This is a genomic window from Acinetobacter sp. P1(2025) (assembly GCF_051390655.1).
Classification (GTDB): Bacteria; Pseudomonadota; Gammaproteobacteria; order Pseudomonadales; family Moraxellaceae; genus Acinetobacter; species Acinetobacter junii.
Genome location: NZ_JBPKBJ010000037.1, coordinates 1 through 23,265 on the forward strand (window position 1 = coordinate 1; position 23,265 = coordinate 23,265).

At 36.8% G+C, this 23,265-nt stretch carries 27 protein-coding genes; 3 read left to right on the plus strand and 24 right to left on the minus strand.

What is annotated here, in order from left to right:
• Positions 1-124: 124 nt before the first annotated feature.
• Both zapE and ACSC97_RS10705 read right to left on the minus strand, forming a co-directional pair.
• Entirely contained in the window at positions 125-1,270 is a 1,146-nt protein-coding gene (gene zapE / locus ACSC97_RS10700; RefSeq protein WP_436660878.1) for a cell division protein ZapE, read from the minus strand.
• Between the two features lie 118 nt (positions 1,271-1,388).
• Complete coding sequence (locus ACSC97_RS10705) at positions 1,389-2,408, minus strand: helix-turn-helix domain-containing protein (RefSeq protein ID WP_436660880.1); 1,020 nt, start codon at positions 2,406-2,408, stop codon at positions 1,389-1,391.
• Between the two features lie 155 nt (positions 2,409-2,563).
• Here ACSC97_RS10705 and ACSC97_RS10710 point away from each other — a divergent pair, with 155 nt between their 5' ends.
• Together ACSC97_RS10710 and ACSC97_RS10715 are read left to right on the plus strand one after the other, a co-directional pair.
• On the plus strand, positions 2,564-4,078 hold the full coding sequence (locus ACSC97_RS10710) for a flavin-containing monooxygenase (RefSeq protein ID WP_004954105.1): 1,515 nt from the start codon (positions 2,564-2,566) through the stop codon (positions 4,076-4,078).
• A 47-nt stretch (positions 4,079-4,125) separates the two neighbouring features.
• Entirely contained in the window at positions 4,126-5,043 is a 918-nt protein-coding gene (locus ACSC97_RS10715; protein ID WP_436660882.1) for a lysine exporter LysO family protein, read from the plus strand.
• 9 nt (positions 5,044-5,052) lie between these two features.
• Here the strand turns inward: ACSC97_RS10715 and pyrF are convergent, their stop codons facing one another.
• A complete protein-coding gene (gene pyrF / locus ACSC97_RS10720; RefSeq protein WP_436660884.1) occupies positions 5,053-5,748 on the minus strand; it encodes an orotidine-5'-phosphate decarboxylase in 696 nt (231 codons plus the stop codon).
• A gap of 161 nt (positions 5,749-5,909) precedes the next feature.
• On the opposite strand from pyrF, the gene ACSC97_RS10725 reads away from it, so the two are divergent.
• Positions 5,910-6,575: a hypothetical protein gene (locus ACSC97_RS10725; protein WP_436660886.1), complete on the plus strand. Its 666-nt coding sequence runs from the start codon at positions 5,910-5,912 to the stop codon at positions 6,573-6,575.
• Positions 6,576-6,664: 89 nt separating this feature from the next.
• Here the strand turns inward: ACSC97_RS10725 and ACSC97_RS10730 are convergent, their stop codons facing one another.
• The 21 genes from ACSC97_RS10730 to ACSC97_RS10830 form a co-directional block, all read right to left on the minus strand.
• A complete protein-coding gene (locus tag ACSC97_RS10730) occupies positions 6,665-7,027 on the minus strand; it encodes a lipopolysaccharide assembly protein LapA domain-containing protein (protein ID WP_212639498.1) in 363 nt (120 codons plus the stop codon).
• Between the two features lie 30 nt (positions 7,028-7,057).
• Positions 7,058-7,360 (minus strand): integration host factor subunit beta, encoded by a 303-nt coding sequence (locus ACSC97_RS10735; protein ID WP_004911476.1) that lies wholly within the window; start codon positions 7,358-7,360, stop codon positions 7,058-7,060.
• A 157-nt stretch (positions 7,361-7,517) separates the two neighbouring features.
• On the minus strand, positions 7,518-9,200 hold the full coding sequence (gene rpsA, locus ACSC97_RS10740) for a 30S ribosomal protein S1 (protein ID WP_004954100.1): 1,683 nt from the start codon (positions 9,198-9,200) through the stop codon (positions 7,518-7,520).
• 114 nt (positions 9,201-9,314) lie between these two features.
• Entirely contained in the window at positions 9,315-9,995 is a 681-nt protein-coding gene (gene cmk, locus ACSC97_RS10745) for a (d)CMP kinase (protein WP_125299263.1), read from the minus strand.
• 10 nt (positions 9,996-10,005) lie between these two features.
• A complete protein-coding gene (locus ACSC97_RS10750; RefSeq protein WP_075696895.1) occupies positions 10,006-10,446 on the minus strand; it encodes an SRPBCC family protein in 441 nt (146 codons plus the stop codon).
• A 66-nt stretch (positions 10,447-10,512) separates the two neighbouring features.
• Positions 10,513-11,016 (minus strand): tRNA adenosine(34) deaminase TadA, encoded by a 504-nt coding sequence (gene tadA / locus ACSC97_RS10755; RefSeq protein WP_125299265.1) that lies wholly within the window; start codon positions 11,014-11,016, stop codon positions 10,513-10,515.
• 6 nt (positions 11,017-11,022) lie between these two features.
• Positions 11,023-12,147, minus strand: coding sequence for an enoyl-CoA hydratase/isomerase family protein (locus ACSC97_RS10760; protein WP_436660916.1), 1,125 nt, complete (start codon positions 12,145-12,147; stop codon positions 11,023-11,025).
• Positions 12,144-12,857, minus strand: coding sequence for a uracil-DNA glycosylase (ung, locus tag ACSC97_RS10765; RefSeq protein ID WP_099948596.1), 714 nt, complete (start codon positions 12,855-12,857; stop codon positions 12,144-12,146). Before ung ends, ACSC97_RS10760 begins: the two co-directional genes overlap by 4 nt.
• A gap of 38 nt (positions 12,858-12,895) precedes the next feature.
• The gene (locus ACSC97_RS10770; protein WP_436660890.1) at positions 12,896-13,492 is read right to left on the minus strand and encodes a 6-pyruvoyl trahydropterin synthase family protein; all 597 of its coding nucleotides are present in this window, start codon (positions 13,490-13,492) and stop codon (positions 12,896-12,898) included.
• 106 nt (positions 13,493-13,598) lie between these two features.
• A complete protein-coding gene (gene gspK, locus ACSC97_RS10775) occupies positions 13,599-14,558 on the minus strand; it encodes a type II secretion system minor pseudopilin GspK (protein ID WP_436660892.1) in 960 nt (319 codons plus the stop codon).
• A complete protein-coding gene (gene gspJ / locus ACSC97_RS10780; RefSeq protein ID WP_436660894.1) occupies positions 14,555-15,283 on the minus strand; it encodes a type II secretion system minor pseudopilin GspJ in 729 nt (242 codons plus the stop codon). Before gspJ ends, gspK begins: the two co-directional genes overlap by 4 nt.
• A complete protein-coding gene (gspI, locus tag ACSC97_RS10785; RefSeq protein WP_346809839.1) occupies positions 15,280-15,753 on the minus strand; it encodes a type II secretion system minor pseudopilin GspI in 474 nt (157 codons plus the stop codon). Before gspI ends, gspJ begins: the two co-directional genes overlap by 4 nt.
• A gap of 13 nt (positions 15,754-15,766) precedes the next feature.
• Positions 15,767-16,315 carry a pilus assembly FimT family protein gene (locus tag ACSC97_RS10790; RefSeq protein ID WP_436660896.1) on the minus strand — a complete coding sequence of 183 codons (549 nt, stop codon included), beginning with the start codon at positions 16,313-16,315 and terminating at the stop codon, positions 15,767-15,769.
• Between the two features lie 12 nt (positions 16,316-16,327).
• Entirely contained in the window at positions 16,328-16,936 is a 609-nt protein-coding gene (locus ACSC97_RS10795) for a TetR/AcrR family transcriptional regulator (RefSeq protein WP_168153910.1), read from the minus strand.
• A 38-nt stretch (positions 16,937-16,974) separates the two neighbouring features.
• A complete protein-coding gene (locus ACSC97_RS10800; protein WP_004911519.1) occupies positions 16,975-17,748 on the minus strand; it encodes a TatD family hydrolase in 774 nt (257 codons plus the stop codon).
• 22 nt (positions 17,749-17,770) lie between these two features.
• Positions 17,771-18,115 carry a PilZ domain-containing protein gene (locus ACSC97_RS10805; protein WP_004954079.1) on the minus strand — a complete coding sequence of 115 codons (345 nt, stop codon included), beginning with the start codon at positions 18,113-18,115 and terminating at the stop codon, positions 17,771-17,773.
• 223 nt (positions 18,116-18,338) lie between these two features.
• Positions 18,339-19,328 (minus strand): DNA polymerase III subunit delta', encoded by a 990-nt coding sequence (locus ACSC97_RS10810; RefSeq protein WP_436660899.1) that lies wholly within the window; start codon positions 19,326-19,328, stop codon positions 18,339-18,341.
• A 1-nt stretch (position 19,329) separates the two neighbouring features.
• A complete protein-coding gene (gene kdsB, locus ACSC97_RS10815; RefSeq protein WP_436660901.1) occupies positions 19,330-20,091 on the minus strand; it encodes a 3-deoxy-manno-octulosonate cytidylyltransferase in 762 nt (253 codons plus the stop codon).
• A 9-nt stretch (positions 20,092-20,100) separates the two neighbouring features.
• Positions 20,101-21,108 (minus strand): tetraacyldisaccharide 4'-kinase, encoded by a 1,008-nt coding sequence (gene lpxK / locus ACSC97_RS10820; RefSeq protein WP_436660903.1) that lies wholly within the window; start codon positions 21,106-21,108, stop codon positions 20,101-20,103.
• Positions 21,109-21,110: 2 nt separating this feature from the next.
• Positions 21,111-22,838, minus strand: coding sequence for a lipid A export permease/ATP-binding protein MsbA (gene msbA, locus ACSC97_RS10825; protein WP_168153699.1), 1,728 nt, complete (start codon positions 22,836-22,838; stop codon positions 21,111-21,113).
• Positions 22,835-23,263: an ExbD/TolR family protein gene (locus tag ACSC97_RS10830; RefSeq protein WP_004954071.1), complete on the minus strand. Its 429-nt coding sequence runs from the start codon at positions 23,261-23,263 to the stop codon at positions 22,835-22,837. The genes msbA and ACSC97_RS10830 overlap by 4 nt, the downstream gene beginning before the upstream one ends.
• Positions 23,264-23,265: the final 2 nt, after the last annotated feature.

Below are 23,265 nucleotides of genomic sequence, written 5' to 3' on the forward strand. Positions count from 1 at the left end.
TTGGCAAAAGAACTTATTTAGACCAATCATCAAAGACTTCATTGATGACTTTATTCTCGATAAAAATCATCTGCTACCACAGAGAATCTATAAATGATAGTGCGTAAGTCCTAGCCTTTATAAATTATGAAGATTTAGCCATATCAATTTGGCGATGTTCAGAGTGTAGATATGCATCTGATTGCATTTCTAACAATCTTGAACGTGTACGTTCAATTTCAAATGCTAATTTAGATCCTTCATATAACTCAATAATCGAATCTTCTGAAGTAATCAATAATTTAACGCCTCTGTCATAGAATTCATCGACCAAATAAATAAAGCGACGAGTTCCTTCCGAAAGGAAATCTGTTAAATGTGGAACATTACTAACTAACACAGTGTTGTAGATATTTGCGATTTCAATAAAATCAGCAGGGCTTCTCGGTTTAAAGCATAATTCTGAGAATTCACACCATAAAACATCTTCTGTATGCCCTAGTGTTTCAACTACACGATTATTAATCATAATCGGTGAGTTTGACTTCACTTGAGTCTGAGTTAATGCATTGAAACGTTCTAACATCCATACTTGGGCATCAGCACTCAATGGATATTTAAACAATTGAGCTTGCTTCAATACACGTAGTCTGTAATCAATTCCTGCATCAACATTTAATACTGTGCAATTTTTTTGTACACATTCAATCGTTGGCATGAAACGGTCACGATGGATACCATTTTTATATAAGCCTTCAGGTGCAATGTTTGAAGTTGCAACCAGTGTGATACCACGTTCAAATAGTTTTTGAAACAAATCACTCAGGATCATGGCATCCGTAACATTCGATACAAAAAACTCATCAAAACAAATTACAACAGCGTCTTTATAAATCTGATCTGCAACCATATCCAAAGGATTGCGCTGACCAGAGAGTTTATTTAACTCTTTATGCACGTGCTGCATAAAGTGATGAAAATGCAGACGTATCTTGCGGCGGAAAGGCACAGATTCATAGAATTGATCCATCAACCATGTCTTACCACGACCAACACCTCCCCACATATAAACACCTTTTGGGTATGTTTGTCTGCGGAAACGTCGAAATGCTTTTTTTGAAGCTTTATAGCGAGTGAGTAACTCTTTCCATACTCGATCTAACTCTTGCACTGCCTGCGCTTGAGCTTCATCAGGCATAAATTGCCCTGACTCAAGAGCTTGAGCATAGCGCTCAGCAGGCGATGTTGGTGTATATGCAGTGCTATGTGAGTCTGGTTTAGAATTTAACATAAGGCGTTATTGCAATTTTAATTGGTGAAAATTATATCGAACATTGAGTTCAAAGACATTAGATTTTAGGCTTAATTATCATAGAGTTTAAACATCATAATGTACCATTTTTAAGCATTTAGTTTTTTCGATGATATTGTCGAGGACTTCGTCCAAACCAACGTTTAAATGCATGGTTAAAGGCTGCTGGCTCTGAATATCCCAACATTTCTGCAACCTGCTCGATCGAATAGGCACTATTTTCTATAAATTTAATGGCTTTTTGTTTAATTAATCGCTCTCTAATTTCTTTATAACTGGTTTGTAGCTGTTGCAGTTGATGCCTTAATGTTCGTTCAGGAATATTGAGTGCGCATGCTGTTTCTGACATCGTGGGAATTACCCCATTTTGCATTTCAAGATACCCTTCTACGTACTCTACAATTGTTAAAATACCATCGGAGCTTTTTTCGAATTTTTCGATATCTTGTAGGCACTTTTCTTCATAAATTCGATAAGTTAATACATCTGCTGAAGGTACTTTTATGTCTAGAATTTTTACGCCATGCATAATAAATGCCGCTTGATGACATCCAAACTTAACATCATGTCCATAATAAGCTTGGTAAGCCTCAGTCCATCGCAGATCTTTAGGATGTTCAAAAGGTAATTCAATCTGGATTTTAGGGATGTCTAATCCCATCATTTTAAAAATATCTTGCAGGAATTTATATGTACCAGAAATCTCACATTGAGCACGCAACTGCCCCAAATGAGTATTCAAATCTATTGGAGTGTAAAACAAATAAATTTTATTATCGGTAATATTTAGCTGTAGTGAACCAAACAAATGTGTAAGTTTCTGAAAACGTATACCGTTCAAAAGTGCTTTATGTAAGCTTTCACTAGTGACTAGTAACATCAAAAAAGGACCGTAACCAGCTAATGCATAGTGCTGACCTATTTCGAGACCTTGTTCTGGAGATATATCCTCGCTAATATGTTTTAAGATATCCCATTCGATTTCGTCTGGAATTATTGTACTTGGATCTAAAGCTTCAGCATGTATCCCCATATTTGCCAAACGTGCGTCCACATCTATCCCAACATGTCGCATGCCTTGAATTAAATACATCAATCCGAGGATAGATCGCTTCATAATCCCAATTACTATTCACAAAACTTTAATGTTTTACTCGAAATATACAAATAAGTGTATTGCCGAAATGATCAAGTTTTGCGTCTGTACAATCATATTTAATCTCACCAAAACCTTTAAACTTGCACAAAATTTAGATGTGTAGGGCGTGGACTATGCGTGATCAAACCAAAGATGCCATTCAAAAAACAAAAGTTGCAATTATCGGTGCAGGTTTTGGTGGTTTAGCAATGAGTATTCGACTATTACAAAGCCAAATCAATGATTTTGTAATATTAGAAAAAACCAACGATGTTGGTGGTACATGGAGAGAGAACCAATATCCAGGGGCAGCTTGTGATGTTCAATCACACATGTATTCTCTATCGTTTGCGCCTAAAACAGATTGGTCAAAGCGTTATGCTGAGGCTGATGAGATTTTTGATTATATTCAAGAAATCACAACTCAATACAAGCTAAGAGACTATTGTAAGTTCAATCATGAAGTTACCAATGCTACATTTGATGAAAATCGTAATGTTTGGACTTTAAAATTTAAAGACCAACCTACACTTGAAGCTCAATTTGTAATTTTCGCATCTGGCCCATTACATGTTCCACAAATTCCACATTTAAAAGGAATTGAAAACTTCAAAGGTAAAGTTTTCCACTCTTCTCAGTGGGATCACAATTATGATTTGAATGGTAAATCTGTAGCTTCAATTGGTACTGGTGGAAGTGCGATTCAGTATATTCCTGAAATTGCAAAAGATGTTAAACAACTTTATGTGTTCCAACGTACAGCAGCTTGGGTGATTCCACGTGATGAACGTAAATACTCTCAACTAAGCAAATCTTTATTCAAAGCATCAAATATCTATCGTCAAATTCATCGTAGTCGTTTGTATTGGACAAATGAGTCACGAGTTGTGCCAATTGTACAACCACAAATCATGAAATATGGTCAAAAGCTTGCTGAAGCCTTTATCCGCTTCCAAGTAAAAGATAAAGAACTCGCTAAAAAACTTACTCCAGATTTCGTAATGGGCTGTAAGCGAATTCTAATCTCAAATAAATATTTCCCTACATTCAATCGTAAAAATGTTGAACTAGTCACTGATGGCGTTCAAGAAATTACAGCGAATGGAATCGTGACTAAAGATGGCAAAGAACGTCAAATCGACTGTCTGATTTATGGTACTGGATTTATTACTGATCCACGTATCTATCTCAAACACTTTGATTGCTTTGGTCGTAACGGTATTGAGCTTAAGCAAGCTTGGAAAGATGGCGCAGAAAGCTATTATGGTATTGCAACCAAGAATTTCCCTAATTTATTCCAATTATTAGGTCCGAATACAATCCTTGGTCACAACTCTGTAATTTTCATGATTGAGTCACAAGTAAATTATATTCTACAGTTAATTCAAACTGTTGATAGCACTAAAACTCAAGCTGTTGAAGTTAAGCATGCTGTTCAAGATCAATTTAACGATCGCGTACAAGAGCAGTTAAAAGGCACTGTTTGGCAAGCCGGCGGATGCAGTAGTTGGTATCAAGCTGCTGATGGAAAGAATTTCTCATTATGGCCGACGTATACTTGGAAATATTGGTTAGAGACTCGCAAAGTAAATGTTGCTGACTATAATTTCCTTAATAACTCAGCGACTACGAAAACAAATGCAGCATAGTCAATAATTCTTCATAATAAGCAGGTTATTCGTAACCTGCTTTTTTTATGCAATCTGTCATTCTAATTTTTCAAATTTTTATTGCGATTAGCTTAGGCTATTTTATTGCACCAAGACTTTCTAAAAATTTGAACAATCTCATTTTTAAAATTCTTCCATATTTTTCATATGTGTTATTGGTCAGTGTTGCTTTTGAATTGACACAAGCACTCAACCAAATTGACAACCCGACCACAATCCTACCTCCTGCACTTTTAATAGCTTTTACCACCTCTATTTTCGCATTTGGTATTTGTTTAATTACATATAAGCTTATTGATCGGCAAAGCGTACAAGGCAAAATTTCATTTAATCTTTTTTTTAACGCCTTAAAAAATATAGCGAAAGCTTTTTTAGCATTAGGAATTGGTATTCTATTAGGACTAATAATTAACCATAGCAATATTCAGTTTACATTTAATAGCTGGTATCTACTTTTAGTTTTTATCTTTTTAATCGGTATCGAACTCGCACATACACAGTTTGATCGTAGTTGGTTAAGTTGGAAAATACTCTTAGTACCATTTGCTGCATTTGTCGGTTCATGCTTGGCATCTATATTAAATTATTATCTTTTACCTAAAGCCTTTAAGTTAAATGAAGTTTTAGCTTTATCACAGGGTTATGGCTGGTATTCAATGTCTGGCATTCTATTTACTGAATTGCATTCTGCAAAGTATGGAGGGATTGCCTTACTCACTGATTTATTCCGTGAAATTTTTGCAATTTTATTAATGTATTGCTTAGGTTGGCGTTTTCCTCGTTCCGCGATATCGAGTGCAGGTGCAACATCTATGGATGTCACTTTGGCTATGGTCAAGCAATCATGCGGGACTCATTACGTACCACACGCAATGATGAGCGGGCTAATATTATCTTTATTAGCTCCACTCTTGATCAGCTTATTTCTGAATCTAAAAATCTAATTTATTGAATTAGATGGAAGCTAAAATAGATTTTAACATTTCAGTTGGTTGAGCCGCCTTGGTAATTGGGCGGCCAATTACTAAATGAGTAGATCCATCAAGCATCGCTTGCTTAGGTGTTACGATTCGTTTTTGATCATCTGCATTTGTACCTTCAGGTCGAATACCAGGTGTAACTAAAGCAAACTCTTGACCCAGCATTTCACGAAGAATTTTAGCTTCTTGAGCTGAACAAACCACGCCATCTAAACCACTATCTTTAGTAAGCTTTGCTAGACGTTTCACATGATCAACAGGTTCGACATCTAAACCGATATCAAACAAATCTTCTCTACCCATAGATGTAAGAACAGTCACAGCGATTAATTGTGTTTGGTACTTACCTGCTTTAAGACGTTCTACACAAGTTTCCATCATCTTGCGACCACCTGAAGCATGGACATTCACCATCCATACTCCTAGATCAGCAGCTGCACAAACAGCTTGCGCTGTCGTATTTGGAATATCGTGAAACTTAAGATCGAGAAAAACTTCAAAACCTGTATCTTGTAATTTTTTTACAATCGATGGACCTTCATGCGTGAAAAGCTCTTTGCCCACTTTTACTCGACAAAGTGTTGGATCAAGTTGTTCAACAATAGTCATAGCTTCGTATTGGCTTTTTGCATCTAATGCAACAATTATACTCAAGAGCTTTTCTTCCAAGTCAGTTAAAGGCGCTATTATAAATAGGTTTTTGCAGAAGTGTAAAATATGATTAGCAGGACTTTGGTTGATGTATAAGCATAACCGCTACAATTTAAAATAAAACAAACGGTAAAATAAGTTATATTTTAATCCTAAAATAACGACAATAAGGAATAATAATGCAAGCTATCAAATCGACAATACAGCATAAAAAAATACAGTTTAGCAATCATCACTTCTTTCATATTCTTAAAAATGAAAATCTGACAATTGATCAAAGGTTAAAATTTTTACCAGATTTAGCTCATTTCATTATGAGTTTTTCAGATCTTAATAAATATGTCTTACCTTATGCAAACCCACAGAATAAATATGAAGAGGCAATAAACTTACATTGCAAGGAAGATGCAAACCATTGGCCTTGGTATCTATATGATCTCAAAAAACTAAATTTAGATCAGTCTCAATTATTGAGCGATACATTGAAATATTTATGGGGAGATGAAATGTCCCCTAGTAGAAAATTATCGTATGAGTTAGTTTCACTAACATCAAATCAATGTCCTTTTATTCGATATGTTGCTATTGAAGTGATGGAGGCTACAGGAAATGTTGTATTCAATGTTCTTAATGAGATAACTAAAGAGGCAAGTCTAAATCTAAAATTTTGTAGTGAAATACATTTATCACATGAGACTGGGCATACTATTGGTGCTGGAACAGATGTTTTCGACGATTATCCAACGTCTACAGATATAAAATTGAAATCGATTATCGTGATTGAAAAAAGCTTTAATGCTTTTGCCAAATTTATGGATCAGCTAGAAAATAAATTAAAAGAATAGATCTTTGGTTGAAGATTTAAAATTCAAAGCATCTAAAAATACAAAAAGGCTATTTCACTTATGAAATAGCCTTTCGAATATTAAAAATATTAAAACGTCGTCGTTTTATCATTCGAATGAACATCTAAAACAGTTTTCTCATGCCGAACACTCGCAGCAGCTTCAGCCGCAGCTTGCTGAGCAAGTTGAATCTGTTCTTTTCTCAAATGATCAATATCTTTACGCAAGCGCTTAATTTCCCAACTATTTTGAAAAACTCGGAAAACTTGTACACCCAGCAATAATCCAACCACGATACCTAAAGCAAGTGTTAGCAAAAGCAATAGACCTAATCGCATGGCTGGAACTTGAGTAAACAATAAATCTACTTGCAATTCCGCTGGATTCTGTAGAACCAATGCTAATGCGTAACCAAATATAGCAACAAGTAATGCAATTAATACATAGCGCATAATTCGCACCTCACTTATTTAATTTATTTTTTATTTAATTGACTCGTTTACTGCATCACGAAGAGCTTTACCTGGTTTGAAGTGTGGTACTGCTTTTGCTGCAACATCAACTGCCTTACCAGTTTTAGGATTACGACCTAGACGTGGTTCACGATGATGTAATGCAAAGCTACCAAAACCACGAATTTCAATACGATCACCACTCGAGAGCGCTTCAATCATTTGATCAATCATGATCTTAACTGCATCCTCAACTAAAGGCTCAGCTAAGTGTGGGTTTTTAAGTGCAATCCGTTCAATTAAATCAGATTTATTAAGTGCTTCAGTCGTCATTGATGACCTCTTTAATTATCGCTACTTTTCAATGTTTTTAATAATAACCTGTTTAAATACAAAACGGTAGCGCAGTACATGAATACTACGCTACCGTTTACAGTATTTTTGTATAAAAAAGTACATCTCTGTTACAAGAAATGTACTTTTTAACAAATTACTTCATTTGAGCTTTAATTAAGTCACCAATAGTCTTAGGACCATTGCTTTCTGCAGCTTGAGTTGCAGCAGCTTGGCGAGCGTTGTTTACAGCTTCTTTCTCTTCAGCTTCGTCTTTCGCTTTGATAGACAAGTTGATAGAACGAGACTTACGATCAACATTGATGATCTTCGCTTCAACTTCTTGACCAACTTCTAAGAACTTAGTTGCATCTTCAACGCGGTCACGATTGATTTCAGAAGCTTTAAGAGTTGCTTCGATGTCATCAGCTAATTTAACTGTAGCACCTTTAGCATCAACAGCTGTAACAGTACCTTTAACTAAAGCACCACGTTCATTCGCAGCTAAGAAGTCATTGAATGGATCGCTGTTTAATTGCTTGATACCAAGGCTGATACGGTTACCTTCAGCATCAACAGATAAGATAACTGCTTCAACTGTGTCACCTTTCTTGTAACGACGGATAGCTTCTTCGCCTTGTTCGTTCCAAGAAATATCAGACAAGTGAACTAAACCATCAATACCACCAGATAAACCGATGAAGATACCGAAGTCAGTAATAGACTTGATCGTACCAGAAACTTTTTCGCCTTTCTCATGAGATTTAGCAAACTCTTCCCATGGGTTAGCACGAGTTTGTTTGATACCTAAAGAAATACGACGACGTTCTTCGTCAACTTCAAGAACCATAACATCAACTTCATCACCAATCTGAACTACTTTAGATGGGTGGATGTTTTTGTTTGTGTGGTCCATTTCTGAAACGTGTACTAAACCTTCAACGCCTTCAGCGATTTCAGCAAAACAACCGTAGTCAGTTAAGTTAGTAACGCGCGCTTTAACGATAGAACCTTTAGGGTAACGGCTCATGATCGCTAACCATGGATCTTCACCTAATTGCTTAAGACCTAAAGATACACGATTACGCTCGCGGTCAAATTTAAGTACTTTAACTGTAACTTCTTGACCAACTTCAACAACTTCTGAAGGGTGTTTGATGCGTTTCCAAGCCATATCTGTGATATGAAGAAGACCATCAATACCACCAAGATCAACGAATGCACCGTAGTCAGTAAGGTTCTTAATAGTACCAGTAACTGTTTGACCTTCTTCAAGTTGAGCAAGTAATGCTTCACGGTCAGCAGAAGATTCAGCTTCCATAACAGCACGACGAGATACAACAACGTTGTTACGTTTAGCATCAAGCTTGATTACTTTGAACTCTAACTCTTTACCTTCAAGGTGAGTTGTGTCACGGATAGGACGAGTGTCAACTAAAGAACCTGGTAAGAATGCACGTACAGGACCGATGTCAACAGTGAAACCGCCTTTAACCTTACCAGAGATAACACCAGTAACGATTTCGCCGTCTTCAAAGATTTTCTCAAGTTTAGTCCAAGTTTCAGCACGTTTCGCTTTTTCACGTGACAAAACAGTTTGACCCATACCGTTGTCTAGCGCTTCAACAACTACGTCAACAGTATCGCCAACTTGAACTTCAAGTTCACGTTGTTCATTTAAAAATTCAGCACGATCAACAACGCCTTCAGATTTAAGGCCAGTGTCGACAGTAACCCAGTCAGAATCGATACTAACAACAGTACCTTGGATGACTGCACCCTTTTCAACGTTGAGGTTTAATTCACTTTCTTCAAAGAGGGCTGCAAAAGATTCGGTCATGATATACCTGATAAAGTCAGCGGTCTTGGATCAGACAAGGCCGGTTAAGTTAAGTTGTTACATTGTCCAAAAGATCTGATCAAGCAATGCTTCAACTGAAAGTTAATTCAATATCTATTTTATACGACTGTCGATATAGTCAACCATGAGCTTAAATACTTCATCGATACCTATCTCAGAGCTATCAACGATATAAGCATCTTCAGCTGGCTTGAGCGGAGCAACTGTACGCTCCATATCTCGCTTATCTCTAGCCTGTATGTTAGATAAAATGTCGCTTATTTTAGCATCAAGACCCATACCCTGCAACTGTTTTACACGTCGCTCCGCTCGTGATTGTGCTGATGCGGTTAGATAAATCTTTGCCTGAGCTTCAGGAAAAATAGAAGTTGCCATATCACGACCATCAGCAACCAATCCTGGAGACTGGATAAAAGCTCTTTGACGATCAAATAACGCTTTACGTAATGCTGGAATTGCTGCAACTTTAGAAGCATATTCCCCCACTTCCTCCGTGCGTATCACATTCGTCACATCAGCACCATCGAGTAGAATAATCGTGGTAGATTCTGTTGATTTAAATTCGATATTTAAATGAGTTGCAATTTCGACACATTCATCCAACTTAGTTTCAAGTTGCTCTAATAAGTTTTTTTGAGCCAAAGACAGTCCAAGTAAACGATATAACGCACCAGAATCTAATAAATTATATTGGTAATGTGCAGCAATCTTAGCAGCTAACGTACCCTTTCCAGATCCGCTTGGACCATCAATCGTAATAATATGAACTGTCATTCTCTTCTCTTTATGGAGCAACTGATTTCGCTAGTTTTGAGAAACCTAGTGTAATTGCTGCTTTAAGTTGTGCAAGAATTAATTTACTCACAAAAGGTGCTTTTGCTGTAAATTCAATCTTGTAAGTTACCAATGTTACGTAAGGTGTAATTTCTTTGAAATCAATTTGACCCAAATGATGCTTTACAAGTGGATTGTTAATCAACTTATACTCAATACGTTTATTTTCTTCCAATAATGTAATTTCTTCTTGCAATGGTTTTACAGGACCAAATCCCATTCGACGAACCGACCCAATGCCATCTGGACGTTTTGGATCAGCCGAATCTTTAACTCGTACCACTTGTAATGGAGCAAAAGCCTTATTATAAGTTGCGTGTTTTGACAATAAATCAAACACTTCTGAAAGAGGTGCATGAAACTCTTTTTTTACAGTGATTGCATTACGCATAGCTTTGCCTTTTTTAATTTGACTAAAATCATCGCGGCTTAGTTTGCCACAACTCAAAAGACATGTTTAATCATTTAAGGACGTTTTAGATAAATGGGCTTGCTTCTTTTCTTTTCTTCTTTGCTTAAAAAAATCACTTAGTTGAGCTGAACATTGTTGTTGTAAACAACCTTGTTCAAATACAAATTTATGGTTGTAGTAGCCATTATCTAGCAATTGACGAGCACTAACAACAGAACCAGCTTTTGGCTCAGTCGTTGCAAAAATCACTTTTTGAACTCTTGCATGAATCAATGCACCAACACACATGGTACAAGGTTCAAGCGTCACATATAAAACAGCATCATCAGGTAATCGATAATTTTCAATAGCTCGGCAAGCTGAGCGCAGCGCTTGAATCTCTGCATGTGCCGTAGGATCAGACAATTGGATAGGTGCATTGTAACCTGAGCCAATGATTTTATCTTGACTCACGATTACAGCGCCAACAGGTATTTCACCTTGTGATGCTGCGATTGCAGCCTGCTCGTAGGCAAACTGCATCCAATATTCATCTTTATTAACAGTCATATCTACTTAAGAAATTACATCATATTGTCTTAACAACGCATTCCAACTATCAATTGTTGTAATTGGTGGACAATCAGACAATATATCTTTCAAAGTGATTTTTTCAGCAGACTTCCATTCAGGTGAAAGATCCTTATCAACCAAACGTGCTCGCACACCCTCAACGAAATCAGGATGACGAATCTTCCAATCAGAAATTTGTGACTCTAAAGCAAAAACCTCATCCCATGCGTGACCCTGTTTACCCCATTGCCAAAGCAACCAAGTAATCGCAGCAGTGCTAGGAGAACCCTTCTGTAAATTCTCACTAGCTTGACGTAACCAATCACTACTTGCATCACTCAAACCAATAATGGCCTGGTAATCATACTCAAAGCTTTGTCCACGACAAACACTATGGATAACATCAATTGAATTTTGCAATGGTCCAGAAGCAACTGGACGATGCAGGCTATTCAGGGTGTCATCGATTGCTCTAAATGCGCCAGCTGGATAATGATTCCAATCAACATTCAATACTTTTTGAAGCACATTATCACGCTGAGCTTCACAAATATGTGTCGCCCAACCAATACTGAATGCTCCAGCAGCTGTCATGATTGAACCCGTTAAACCAGTAAATAGACCAATTTGACCACGATCAGCAAGGAAGCGACTACCACCAACATCAGGATACAATCCAATATTAATCTCAGGCATAGCCAAACGAGAATATGGTGTGACCAAACGAAATGGTGCAGCCATAAATAAGCCTAGTCCGCCACCCATGACATAACCTTCACCCCAAACCACAATAGGCTTAGCATAGTTATGCAGCAGTAAATCTAGTGCATATTCTTGCTCAAAGAATTTATTAGCCGTATCAACTTCATTATTGATAACCAATTGGCGCAATTTACGAACATCACCACCCGCGCAAAATGCTTTTGGTGTAGTCGAATCAAACCAAATCGCTTTTACACTTTCATCATCATGGAAATGTTCGAACACTTTGAGTAAAGCACTTACGATCGATTCATCCAATGCATGTAATGATTTAGGTCGGTTCAAACGAACAATACGCCAACCATTTTTAGCGTGCTCGACAATCAAATCAGGATGATAGCTATTTAAATCGGGAGAATTCATTATGCGTCCAATTGCCAGTCTATAGGCTCAATGCCATGTTGTTTCAAATATTGATTTGTTTTAGAAAACACTTTACAGCCAAAAAAACCACCTCGGTTTGCTGATAAAGGTGACGGGTGGGCTGCACTTAAAACTAAATGTTTGTTACGGTCTATGCGCTGTCCTTTACGTTGAGCATAAGCTCCCCATAATATAAATACGATACGTTCACGATGTTCATTCAACACATCAATCACACTATCAGTAAAATCTTCCCAACCTTGTTTCTGATGTGAGGTGGGTTGACCAGCTTCAACCGTCAGCACACTGTTAAGCAATAAAACACCTTGCTCAGCCCATTTACTCAAATCGCCATGTCGAGAAACAGGTATACCTAAATCAGTGTTCAATTCATGAAAAATATTACGTAAAGATGGAGGTAATGCAACCCCTCTTTGTACCGAAAAACTTAAACCATTCGCCTGATTCGGTCCATGATAAGGATCCTGACCAAGTATGACGACTTTCACATGGTTAAGTGGAGTGGTGTTAAATGCATTAAAAATTTGTTTGCTTGGCGGATAAATCGTTTTTTGGGCAAGTTTCTCTTGTTGCAAAAACTCGCGTAAATTATCCATTTTTTGCCCAAGTAAAAATTCAGAAAGTGAATATTTCCAAGATTCATCAATCTGAATTTTATTTAATTTATTGAGCTGTTGTTCCGTAAATTGCATCAACTTTCCTTAATTTGAGTTCACTTAATCAAGTAAACTCAAAGTGTTACTTGTAATTCCACTTCTGGATTTTCGAACTTAATTCCTTGTTTCAAGTTCTCATATATCTGTGGATCACTCCACTCTGATACGACTTGTTCTGAAAAAACAATTTGATCCAAACTCAATATACCCATTTGCTCATTTTCAATGTCTTCCTGAAAACTTTGGGCGTACCCAGTATCAGTTTCATGAACAATCACAGAATATACTTGAACATCACCCTCACCATTTTGTGTTGTAGTTGAGCGAAGGACTTGTTGAGCTAAATAGAAAAAAATACGTGAAAATTGTTCGGCAGAAGGCGAAACAGGCAATGAAATCCATCGTGCACTAAATGTCTTACATGCATCAATATAAGCAGCATCATCTTTTTGCCAAAAACAAATGGCATGATCAAAACTGTCAAAAAGTTCTTTTATAACACCTTTGAGCAAACCAAAATCGTAAACCATCTGACCATGATCTAACTTTGACGCTTTGAGTAATAATTCAACTTTATAACTATGCCCATGAATCGAACGCTTACAGCGATCCGATGTACAATTGCGTACAATATGAGCATTTTCAAACTTAAATAATTTACGAATTAACATGCACCAAGCTAATCTTTATCTGCGAACGAGTTTTATTATAAAGCAAAAAAACAAGCATTGGGATTGATTTTAAACCTTGTCGATATTTGATAATTCAATTATCAAATCAATTGAAAGGTGCAAGACTTCTTGAGTAAACAATTACATGATTATCTTTTCTAGCCATAGAACTTGTGAATTGACGCTTACGCTCACTTAAAAGCACATCAATCTGTGCGGTAAAATAATTCGATTTCACATCCATTAGGCTACCTGCATCAGTTTTGCTCTGCTCATCAATGCCAGAAAATGCATTCAATTTCCATAAGTCCTCTAGATTATTAAAATAAGTCAAGTTTGCCTGTTTTGCTTTGATCTCCTGCTCTACCGCTTTCATATCCACCTTTGGATCCATGCTTGCTAACAATAAAGCAGGTGCAGTATTTATATTTATTTTTGTCGGTTCAGGTAAGGCCGAAACATAGGGACGAATCAAATCAAATTTTTTACCTTCGAATCCTCTAACCAATTTTAATTCTTCAACATTATGGAACTTTGTATTCGATGCTAAATATGCAGGATCCATTCCTTGATAAATACTACTTTCAGCCCCCATTGCACCTGAAGTTTCATCATCCGCATCTTGCCAATCAATGACAGCTTGACTCAACTCCGCTGGCAATCCAACTCTGACTAATAGTTTTTCAAACCACCGACGAGCCGAATCATCCACCTTTCCGTCTGGCTTAATTAAATTATTTAAATTAAATTTTCCCGAATCATCAATTAAACGTCCAGAAACTACTCCATCTTCAACTGGAAACGGAGGCATTGGTTTCGCCCAACTTTCCTGTAAATGATCAAGATTACCTGCATTTTCACTATCTTGAATCAATAATTCAGAAAAAAATGCCTCTGCACTTTTTGCATAAAGTAAAGACTGATTTTGGCGCATCAAATAGCCCGTATTTTCAACAGTATTACTTTGACGTTTTGCAATTGTTGCAGCCAAAATAGTAGCCAATGCGACCATGATCAATATTGTGAGAAGTGCTATACCTTGTTCAGAAGATTTAATCTTGATCATGGTGGAGTTTCCTGATTGACCAATAACTGATTGGCATTTAATAAACTATAAATCCACTCATAATCTGAACCAGCAATCGTCAATTGAACTTTAAAACCTAATGGTAACTTCTTTAATTCATTTACATTATTTGGATCATTAATATTTTCAGGCGATTGGCTAATTTCTTGTGGATTTAAAATCAAAATTCTAAATTGATCTACATTTTCAAGTAATGTGCTTGATACTGGTTGCACACGATTAGGAATATTTAAATTTGTATATTTCAAACGGTAAACTTTTTTTTGTTGTGCATCATATCTGTATTCTATTCGCTCATATGGTGAAAGTCCCTGCTTCAATGGATCAGATACCCCAGCCTTACTAAAACTAAAACTTCGATCATTCAAAACCATAGCTGCTTGTAATTGTCGCCCATCATTTGCAGTCAATGGAATTATCTGCATGCTATCTTTTAGAAATTGCTGATAAGCATCCTGTAATTCAAATAAGTGTGTTTCATGTTCTGCATTTCTATCTTTCACTTTGATGAGATAATCAAAAACTTTCCACCCCAACATTGAAAGCACTGCAAATATCGCAATCGCAACAAGCAACTCAACTAAAGTAAAACCTAAATTACTCTTAATTTTTTTAGGTAAATAAGACTTAGTTGAACTTTGCTGACATTCTGAGACAACATTAAATGTGAAACCCAACCTCATTACAACATTCTTGATTTTCATGATGTTTTGACTTTAGCAGGATAATTAAAGAATACAAGATTGGTAATTCCTGCCTCAACTTTGCCTTGTTCAGTGTTATATAAACTTACTTGTAACTCGATACGTTGGATTTTTGGGCTTAATGTTGATTGTGCTTTTTTATCGATTTGCCAAGTTTCTCCCTGCGCAGTCACTTGTTTAGATTGTGTTCCCTCAAGCCACTCTTGATTTATTTCCATGGTTGCGATTTCATTCATTGCCACAAATTGGGCTTTAGTACGTAAAATTGCATTTGAAGTTGATTGGGTATACTGCATAGCTATTTTAGTTAACGCGATTGCAGCGACCGCAAAAATAGCTAAAGCAACCATCACCTCTAACAGCGTAAAACCTTTCTGTATTTTGAGAGAATCTAGTTTAACCTCAGCAATTGCTTGAAAATTAAGACTATCTGTTTTTTTATCAAGCAAACTGAATTGTCGATTAGTCATCTTATTTGAGGTGTTAATTTTCATGTATTTTCCCCAAGTAATCTAATTCCAATTCATTACCAATCGGTTGCTGCTGATAATAAAATTGAATTCTCACAGGTTTAACTTCACCATTGCCAAACCAAACTAGTTGAGGAGATTTACCCCCCAGTAAATCCTCGTTATTTGCTTTAGAATACCGCTCAGCATCAACAACTTGTAAGCTGAAGGACACGTTATCTGGTAATTGGCGAGGCTTAAATTCCTTATATACCTGCCATGTTTTATTAGCTTGCTGAACGAGCTGTAGGCTCTGGTCGTGATATTCAAATAAATTATAGGTAAATGGCGAAACATCCGTTGCGTTTTGAAAATTCAATGCAAATACTTTTGATTGATCAGCAGATTCTTTATTTATTCTTTTCAGATCAAGTATAAATAGCTCTCTGGCTTGCATTGCTTTACGCTGATCTATACCACCAATATTCATAACAACAAGTGATGCCATGACCGTCATGATTACAATCACCACCATGATCTCAATTAGGGTAAAACCTTGCTGTAATCGAAGTGATGATTTCATGATCATAATCAACTATGTTAATGTGTGTTCAAGCTGTTTTGGCATCGCCAAAGCCTGTTCTATATAAGCTACACGTAGTGTATCTCTTGAGCCCAAGTAACGCTGATAGAAACTTGAATTTAGTATAACCGCAGCACCATAGGTTAAAGACCATATCGAGGCTAAATAATCTCGTGTCGTCATCTTACTATTGATATCAATCAGGTAACTTTCAGTCATACGAATAATAATGCGTAATCTTTGACGTCGAATTTTATATAATTCACTGAATAGTAGCTGTATTCCTTGTCCAGTTGTTGAAAGACGTTCTTCTATTTGATGAAATAATGCGGTACGTTCAGGATGATGTAAATGATGTAGCATAAAAAAAGCTAAATGCTCCGGAAATGACTTCTCAGTATCCTGAATCATTTCCAACAGCATTTTTTCATTGCGAATGATCAGCAACATATACAGCTCATCTTTGCTTTGAAAATGCTTATATAAAGTGCCTTTAGCTAAATCCAATTCTGCTGCAAGGGCATCAAGCGTCATGCCCGCTTCACCATTTTCTAATAAGAGTTGTTCAGCGATTTGAAAAATTAATGCTTCTCGTGCTCTAAACTGAGCTTGACGATCCATCTTCACGTGATAACTCTCTTTTCAAGTACTACAAACCGTTATTTAAAATTTAAGAGATTTTCAAAATTTTGCATGGTAATCATGCCAATCTCTTCAAGCGATTTATCATATACTTCACTTAGAGCTTTTGCTACATAGGGCACATATTTTGGTTCATTTGTTTTACCACGATATGGCACAGGTGCTAGATACGGACTATCTGTTTCAATTAATACACGATCAAGTGGAACTTGCTTAGCAACATCTCTAAGGGATTGAGCATTTTTGAAAGAAATGATTCCTGAAAAAGAAATATAGTAACCACAATCTAAGACCGCTTTCGCTGTTTCCCAATCTTCTGTGAAACAATGTAATATGCCGTGTGTTGATTGTTCAGCTCGAATAATATCTACAGTGTCATGTTTTGCCGAGCGCGTATGTACAACCACAGGTTTTTTTACAATTTTTGATGCTTGTATATGCCTAGCAAAGCATTGCTTCTGATCTTCAACAAAATCAGTACTGTGATAATAATCCAAACCCGTTTCACCTAAAGCCCACACTTTCTCTGATTGAGCTAACTCGACCAAATAATCTGTTGTAGCTCGGGCCATGACATGTTGATCTTCACATGGATGAACCCCTACTGTGTAACCAACATCATCGTGTCGTGATGCAATTTCTGCCAATTTTATATGATCTTCTAAATCCACAGATATCCCCATGAATTTAGTTACGCCTGCCTGACGTGCAGCATCGAGCGCTTGATCTAGATCTCCACCGTATGGCGTAAGATCTAACATGGTTAAATGGCAATGGGTATCAACAAACACGCTTTGTTCCTAAAAAAATTAATTACATAGTATAACTTGGACGATCAAGGCTTTTTGAACCCGCTAAAATTCTTTCTGCCTCTGTTCGATAATAAACACCTTTATCACCTGCAAGCTGAATCGCAAAACCTTGTGGTTTAAAATGGGTTTGCTTGTGCGAAATCCAAATCACCTTACCAGTTAAAGGAATTTTCTGTGATTGATCAGGCAGAGTCGCAAGGATAAAAACTTCTTGTCCCATTTTTACCGCTTGCTTAGTCGGAACAAATAAACCACCACCTTGTACAAAAGGCATATAACTCGCTTGTAAGGTAGCCTTGTCAGGAATATTGACTTGTATAATCCCGCCCATCATTTGTGGTTGCATTACATTCCCCTGTTATTAATTTACTTAAAGTTTCTTATATGATGCTGATTAACCGTAATAAAGCATGAACGCTCATGGTTTCAAATACAAGTGCGATAAACACCGTCAACCTACTTAGCTGAACCCAATCAAGTTTCATTTTTTGAATTATAAGAAACATTAATAGAAACAACAAATAATGTTTCAAATAACTTACCTATTTATAAGCATTTAAGAAATAGCGTCACTGATTGACATTCATTAGCTGAATAAATAGCTCATCCATAACTAATTGCGACTGAACATTTTGCTCTAACATTAGTTTTTTCTGCTGGAAATCCGAATAAATGGAGAAAAGAGTTTCTAAGTTATATATTTGAGCCAAATCATCAAAAACTAAATCTTGATTTTTTAATTGCTGATTTAGCTTTAGACGAATAACATCCGCAAACAAGTATTCAAACATAACCATAAAATCTGCAAAACTTAGCTCTTTCGACCATTTATTAGCATAATGCAAAGGCATACTCTTTTCAGAACAAAGCTTAGACCAATCTTTTAAAAATGATGCTCGTTTATCTAACCACTCACTGTTTTGTATTTCGATTGCAGTTAATGGCATTCCATTAGCAAGATTGAGTAGTAAAGACAGTTGTAGTGGTTTCAGGTCAGAAATTCTTTCTTTCAAAAAATTCTGAGCATCCTCATCTTTTAAGCGATCTAATGCAAAGTGTTGCAATCGACTCCGAATAGTTGCAGGTAATTTCAAATAATGATCTGCAACCAAGATCAAAACAACTTTCTCACCAGGTTCTTCTAAAGTTTTTAATAAAGCATTTGATGAAGCTATATTTAAAGCTTCAGCAGGTTCAATGACTACAACACGCCAGCCTTCACCAGTTTGCTGAACAAAAGGTAAAAGATCTCGAATTTTTTCAATCTTAATTTTTGCATTTTGCTTTTTATTATCTTCATCTGTTGTGATGTGAACATAGTTAGGATGTGTATCCGACTTTAACCATTGACAGCTACTACATTCGCCACAGGCATGTTCAGATTGTTTATTTAAACATAACACCCATGCTACAAATCTATCGGTAAACTCTTGTTTAGCACATCCTTTCTTTCCATAAAACAATAAACCATGCCCAACATCAGGAAAACGCGAGGTTAAAAGATCCCACGTTTGCTGATGCCAAGGATAATGTTCATAGCTTTGAACTTCTTTTGTCATATTATTCAAAGAAACTGATAGACATTGAGTTTAATCGATCTAAATCTTCCTGAGTATCAACTCCAGGTGGAAGGTTTGCTTCAGCAACAGCTATGGCAATGCGATGACCATTTTCAAGTACTCTGAGTTGCTCAAGACTTTCTAATTTTTCAAGCACCCCTTGATCCCAAGTTACATATTCTTGTAATAGTTTAACTCGATAGGCATACAAACCTAGATGGCGGTAAGCACTGCTATGCATTGATTGCTGTGTCTGTTTAGCCCCATCACGATCATAAGGGATAGTTGCGCGGCTAAAATACAATGCTTCATTATGTTTTGACATAACTACTTTGACGATACTATCTCGCTGAAATTCATCCAAAGCGCTGATTGGCTCGCACAACGTAGACATTGAACAGTTTGGATTATCAACGAGAAGTTGTGAAACCTGTTTAACTAATTTTGCAGGTAATAAAGGTTCATCACCCTGAACATTCACAATAATGTCATCTTCAGCCCATCCTTTTAAACGAGCTACTTCACTTAAACGATCCGTACCAGATGGATGATCAGGGCTTGTCAATACCACATCAACGCCTTCTGCACGACAGATCTCGGCAATTCGCTCATCATCTGTCGCAACACATAAATCATCAAAGCCCACAACTTTTTTTGCCTGATCAACCACCCGTAAAATCATTGGACGACCATGTATGAGCAATAATGGTTTAGCTGGTAATCTCGAACTTGCAAAACGTGCAGGAATGACAATGTGTTTCATGGTATATCTCTAAGACAAATGAATACCAACTTGTTGTAATTGTTGCTCCAACAAGTCATAACAATCGGATGATAAAACGGCTTCTACGGGTACAACCCAAATAGGGATATTAAATTCTGGATGTTGAATTAAAATTTCTTTTAATTTAACAGCATCTTTTTGTGTTGTGATAATCGCATTCAGATTCTGAAAACTTAGATCACTCAGTTTATATTCATGATGATCTGGAAACTCATGCGCTTGAAATTGCTCAATTCCTAAATTTTGCAAAGTCTGATAAAAACGCTGAGGAAAACCAATACCAACCACAGCATGATAGCTTTGCTTTGAATCGAATTGATTAGATAAATTACCAGATCTGAGTAAATAAGGCTTACCCACTTGCAAATGCATATTGAGCAATGATTGAGGCTGTTTGCTATGTACAATCACACTACTATTTTGTAGACGTGATTTTGGCTCTCGCAAATAACCTTCAGGCAAAAGCTTTTCATTACCTAAACCACGATTTTGATCTAAAACAATCCATTCAATTTGACGATCTAAAGCCCAGTGCTGAAGACCATCATCACTAATAATCAAATCCAATGAATAGTTCTGCAATAATAACTCTATAGAAGATTGTCTATTTGGACCAACTGCCATTGCAACACCAGTCGATTGAACAATTAAAGCGGGTTCATCACCAATAATCTCAGGCGATGACTCTTTATGTACCAGCGCTGGAAATGGACCAACCCCTCCATAGCCACGACTAATTACACCTACCGACAACCCTTTGCTTTGCAAATATTTTACTAGTTGAATTAGCAAAGGGGTTTTTCCACTTCCGCCAACTGTAATATTTCCAATCACCATAACTGGGATTGGTGCCGTATAGATTTTCTTCAGCTTGTGTGTGTACATCGCTTTATTCATCAAAAATGCAAAGCGATAAAGCCATGACAATGGTCTTAAAACGATCAGCCATTTCTCTTGGTTATTCCAAGCAGTCTGAATCGTCTGTGCCAGTGACATGATTAATTTTCCTCAAAATTGCGCTGATGTAACTGATAATACATTCCTTGTTTAGCGATCAATTCTAAGTGAGTTCCTTGCTCGATAATTTGTCCTTTATCCATCACAACAATCAAATCGGCATTTTCAACTGTAGATAATCGATGAGCAATTACAATCGTGGTACGACCTTGCATCGCTTCATCAAAGGCTTGTTGTATAAAGTATTCTGATTCGTTATCAAGCGCGCTTGTTGCCTCATCTAAAATTAGAATTGGCGAATCTTTCAGAATTGCTCTCGCAATCGCAATACGTTGACGTTGTCCACCAGATAAATTCAGACCTTGAGCACCAAGTATAGTGTCATAACCTTGAGGCAAATTCATGATGAAATCATGTGCATAGGCAGCTTTAGCAGCAGCAATCACTTGCTCATCGCTAGCATTTTGTAATTGTCCGTAGGCGATATTGTCACGCACTGAACGATTAAACAGAACGACTTGTTGGTTCACCATTGCAATTTGCGATCTTAAACACAGTAACTCTATTTCTTGAACAGGAATATCATCAAAATATATTCCGCCACTACTTAACTCTTGGAAACGCGGCAACATGTTTACCAATGAGGTTTTACCAGCCCCTGAGCGCCCAACGAGTGCAATAGTTTGACCAGCTTGAATATTTAAAGAGAAATCTTTAATGGCTTTAGTACCATCAGAATATTCCAAGCAAGCTTGATCAAATCGAATATTACCTTTCAATTGAGGCTTCAATTGCCCTTTATTTTCTTCTTCTGGTAAATCCAATAATTCAAAAACTGAATGTGCTGCAGCTAAACCGCGCTGAAGTTTTTCATTGATATCAGTTAAGTTTTTTACGGGCTTAGATATTAAACCAGCAGCAGTGATATAAGAGACGAATTCGCCAGCAGATGTGTCACCAAAAACCTGCGGGCGCAAAGCTAACCATAAAATGATTGCCATTGCACAAGACAATATCAGTTGCACCACTGGACTGTTGATATTTTGAACAACCACCATCTTCAAACCACGACGAAGGTTTTCTTCAGATGACTTATAGAAGCGTTGTTGCTCAAAAGCTTCACCAGTGAAACTTTTAACTACAGAGTTACCATTGATGGTTTCCTGAACCACATGATTGACATCACCCATGGTATTTTGTACTTGTATCGAAAGCTTTCTCATGCGCTTTGCTGCTACACGAACTAAAATACCAATCACTGGCATAAATACGATAATACACATCGTTAAGCGCCAGTTGGTATAAAATAAATAACTTAATAAACCTATGACAATCAAGCCATCTTTGACTAATGTCTGTAAAGAATCAGAGGATGCAGCTGTTAATTGCTGCACGTTATACATTAATTTTGCACTAATATGACCAGAGGTATTATCTAAATAATATTGTGCAGGCAGTCTAAGCAGCTTCGCATAAACCTCTTGACGAATACTAAAAACCAAACGTCTTGAGATTACAGCGGTAAAATATCCACCCAAGAATAATCCAACACCTCTAAAGAACATTAACAACACGATCAATGCAGGAAACAGATTTAGGTTTTCTCTGCTTCCATTTTGAATTGCATCAATAATAAACTTCAGCAATTTGGCTACCGAGACTTCGGTAGCCGCATTAATACCAAAACCAAGTAATACAAATAAGGCAATACCCCAATAAGATTTTAGATAAGCTAAAAGGCGTAAATAAACCTTAAAATCTTGATTCACTCGGTGAAACCTCTAGTTGGAACTTTAGTGCTAATGTTAACGTTTACAAACCCAAGCTGACCCGCAACATCCATCACGCGTATTACATCCTGATGGGCGGCTTTAGCATCAGCAGCGATGATAAACATAAAGTCGCGACGTTCTTGTGCAACTTGCTTAATGGCTGTACTGAGATCAGCTGTATCTTTTGTCGATAATGCTTGACCATTCACGGAATAATGGCCTGTGGAGTCTACCATGATTTCAATTTTTTGATCGAATTGTTTAGGCGGTACACCTTGAGCATCGGGCAAAGTTAGATTTATACGACTTTGCTGACTAAATGTCGTCGAAAGTAATAAAAACACCAAAATAAATAACATACAGTCAATCATTGGTGTCAAATTGATATGAATATCTTCAACTTGAGAGCGTTTGAATTTCATTT

Bases quoted from the DNA above. Each gene is read 5' to 3' on its own strand.
- zapE (WP_436660878.1), bottom strand. From the start codon at position 1,270: ATGTTAAATTCTAAACCAGACTCACATAGCACTGCATATACACCAACA.
- ACSC97_RS10705 (WP_436660880.1), bottom strand. From the start codon at position 2,408: ATGAAGCGATCTATCCTCGGATTGATGTATTTAATTCAAGGCATGCGA.
- ACSC97_RS10710 (WP_004954105.1), top strand. From the start codon at position 2,564: ATGCGTGATCAAACCAAAGATGCCATTCAAAAAACAAAAGTTGCAATT.
- ACSC97_RS10715 (WP_436660882.1), top strand. From the start codon at position 4,126: ATGCAATCTGTCATTCTAATTTTTCAAATTTTTATTGCGATTAGCTTA.
- ACSC97_RS10725 (WP_436660886.1), top strand. From the start codon at position 5,910: ATGCAAGCTATCAAATCGACAATACAGCATAAAAAAATACAGTTTAGC.
- ACSC97_RS10730 (WP_212639498.1), bottom strand. From the start codon at position 7,027: ATGCGCTATGTATTAATTGCATTACTTGTTGCTATATTTGGTTACGCA.
- ACSC97_RS10735 (WP_004911476.1), bottom strand. From the start codon at position 7,360: ATGACGACTGAAGCACTTAATAAATCTGATTTAATTGAACGGATTGCA.
- rpsA (WP_004954100.1), bottom strand. From the start codon at position 9,200: ATGACCGAATCTTTTGCAGCCCTCTTTGAAGAAAGTGAATTAAACCTC.
- cmk (WP_125299263.1), bottom strand. From the start codon at position 9,995: ATGACAGTTCATATTATTACGATTGATGGTCCAAGCGGATCTGGAAAG.
- ACSC97_RS10750 (WP_075696895.1), bottom strand. From the start codon at position 10,446: ATGCGTAATGCAATCACTGTAAAAAAAGAGTTTCATGCACCTCTTTCA.
- tadA (WP_125299265.1), bottom strand. From the start codon at position 11,016: ATGACTGTTAATAAAGATGAATATTGGATGCAGTTTGCCTACGAGCAG.
- ung (WP_099948596.1), bottom strand. From the start codon at position 12,857: ATGCAATTTACGGAACAACAGCTCAATAAATTAAATAAAATTCAGATT.
- ACSC97_RS10770 (WP_436660890.1), bottom strand. From the start codon at position 13,492: ATGTTAATTCGTAAATTATTTAAGTTTGAAAATGCTCATATTGTACGC.
- gspK (WP_436660892.1), bottom strand. From the start codon at position 14,558: ATGATCAAGATTAAATCTTCTGAACAAGGTATAGCACTTCTCACAATA.
- gspJ (WP_436660894.1), bottom strand. From the start codon at position 15,283: ATGAAAATCAAGAATGTTGTAATGAGGTTGGGTTTCACATTTAATGTT.
- gspI (WP_346809839.1), bottom strand. From the start codon at position 15,753: ATGACTAATCGACAATTCAGTTTGCTTGATAAAAAAACAGATAGTCTT.
- ACSC97_RS10790 (WP_436660896.1), bottom strand. From the start codon at position 16,315: ATGAAATCATCACTTCGATTACAGCAAGGTTTTACCCTAATTGAGATC.
- ACSC97_RS10795 (WP_168153910.1), bottom strand. From the start codon at position 16,936: ATGGATCGTCAAGCTCAGTTTAGAGCACGAGAAGCATTAATTTTTCAA.
- ACSC97_RS10805 (WP_004954079.1), bottom strand. From the start codon at position 18,115: ATGCAACCACAAATGATGGGCGGGATTATACAAGTCAATATTCCTGAC.
- ACSC97_RS10810 (WP_436660899.1), bottom strand. From the start codon at position 19,328: ATGACAAAAGAAGTTCAAAGCTATGAACATTATCCTTGGCATCAGCAA.
- kdsB (WP_436660901.1), bottom strand. From the start codon at position 20,091: ATGAAACACATTGTCATTCCTGCACGTTTTGCAAGTTCGAGATTACCA.
- lpxK (WP_436660903.1), bottom strand. From the start codon at position 21,108: ATGTCACTGGCACAGACGATTCAGACTGCTTGGAATAACCAAGAGAAA.
- ACSC97_RS10830 (WP_004954071.1), bottom strand. From the start codon at position 23,263: ATGAAATTCAAACGCTCTCAAGTTGAAGATATTCATATCAATTTGACA.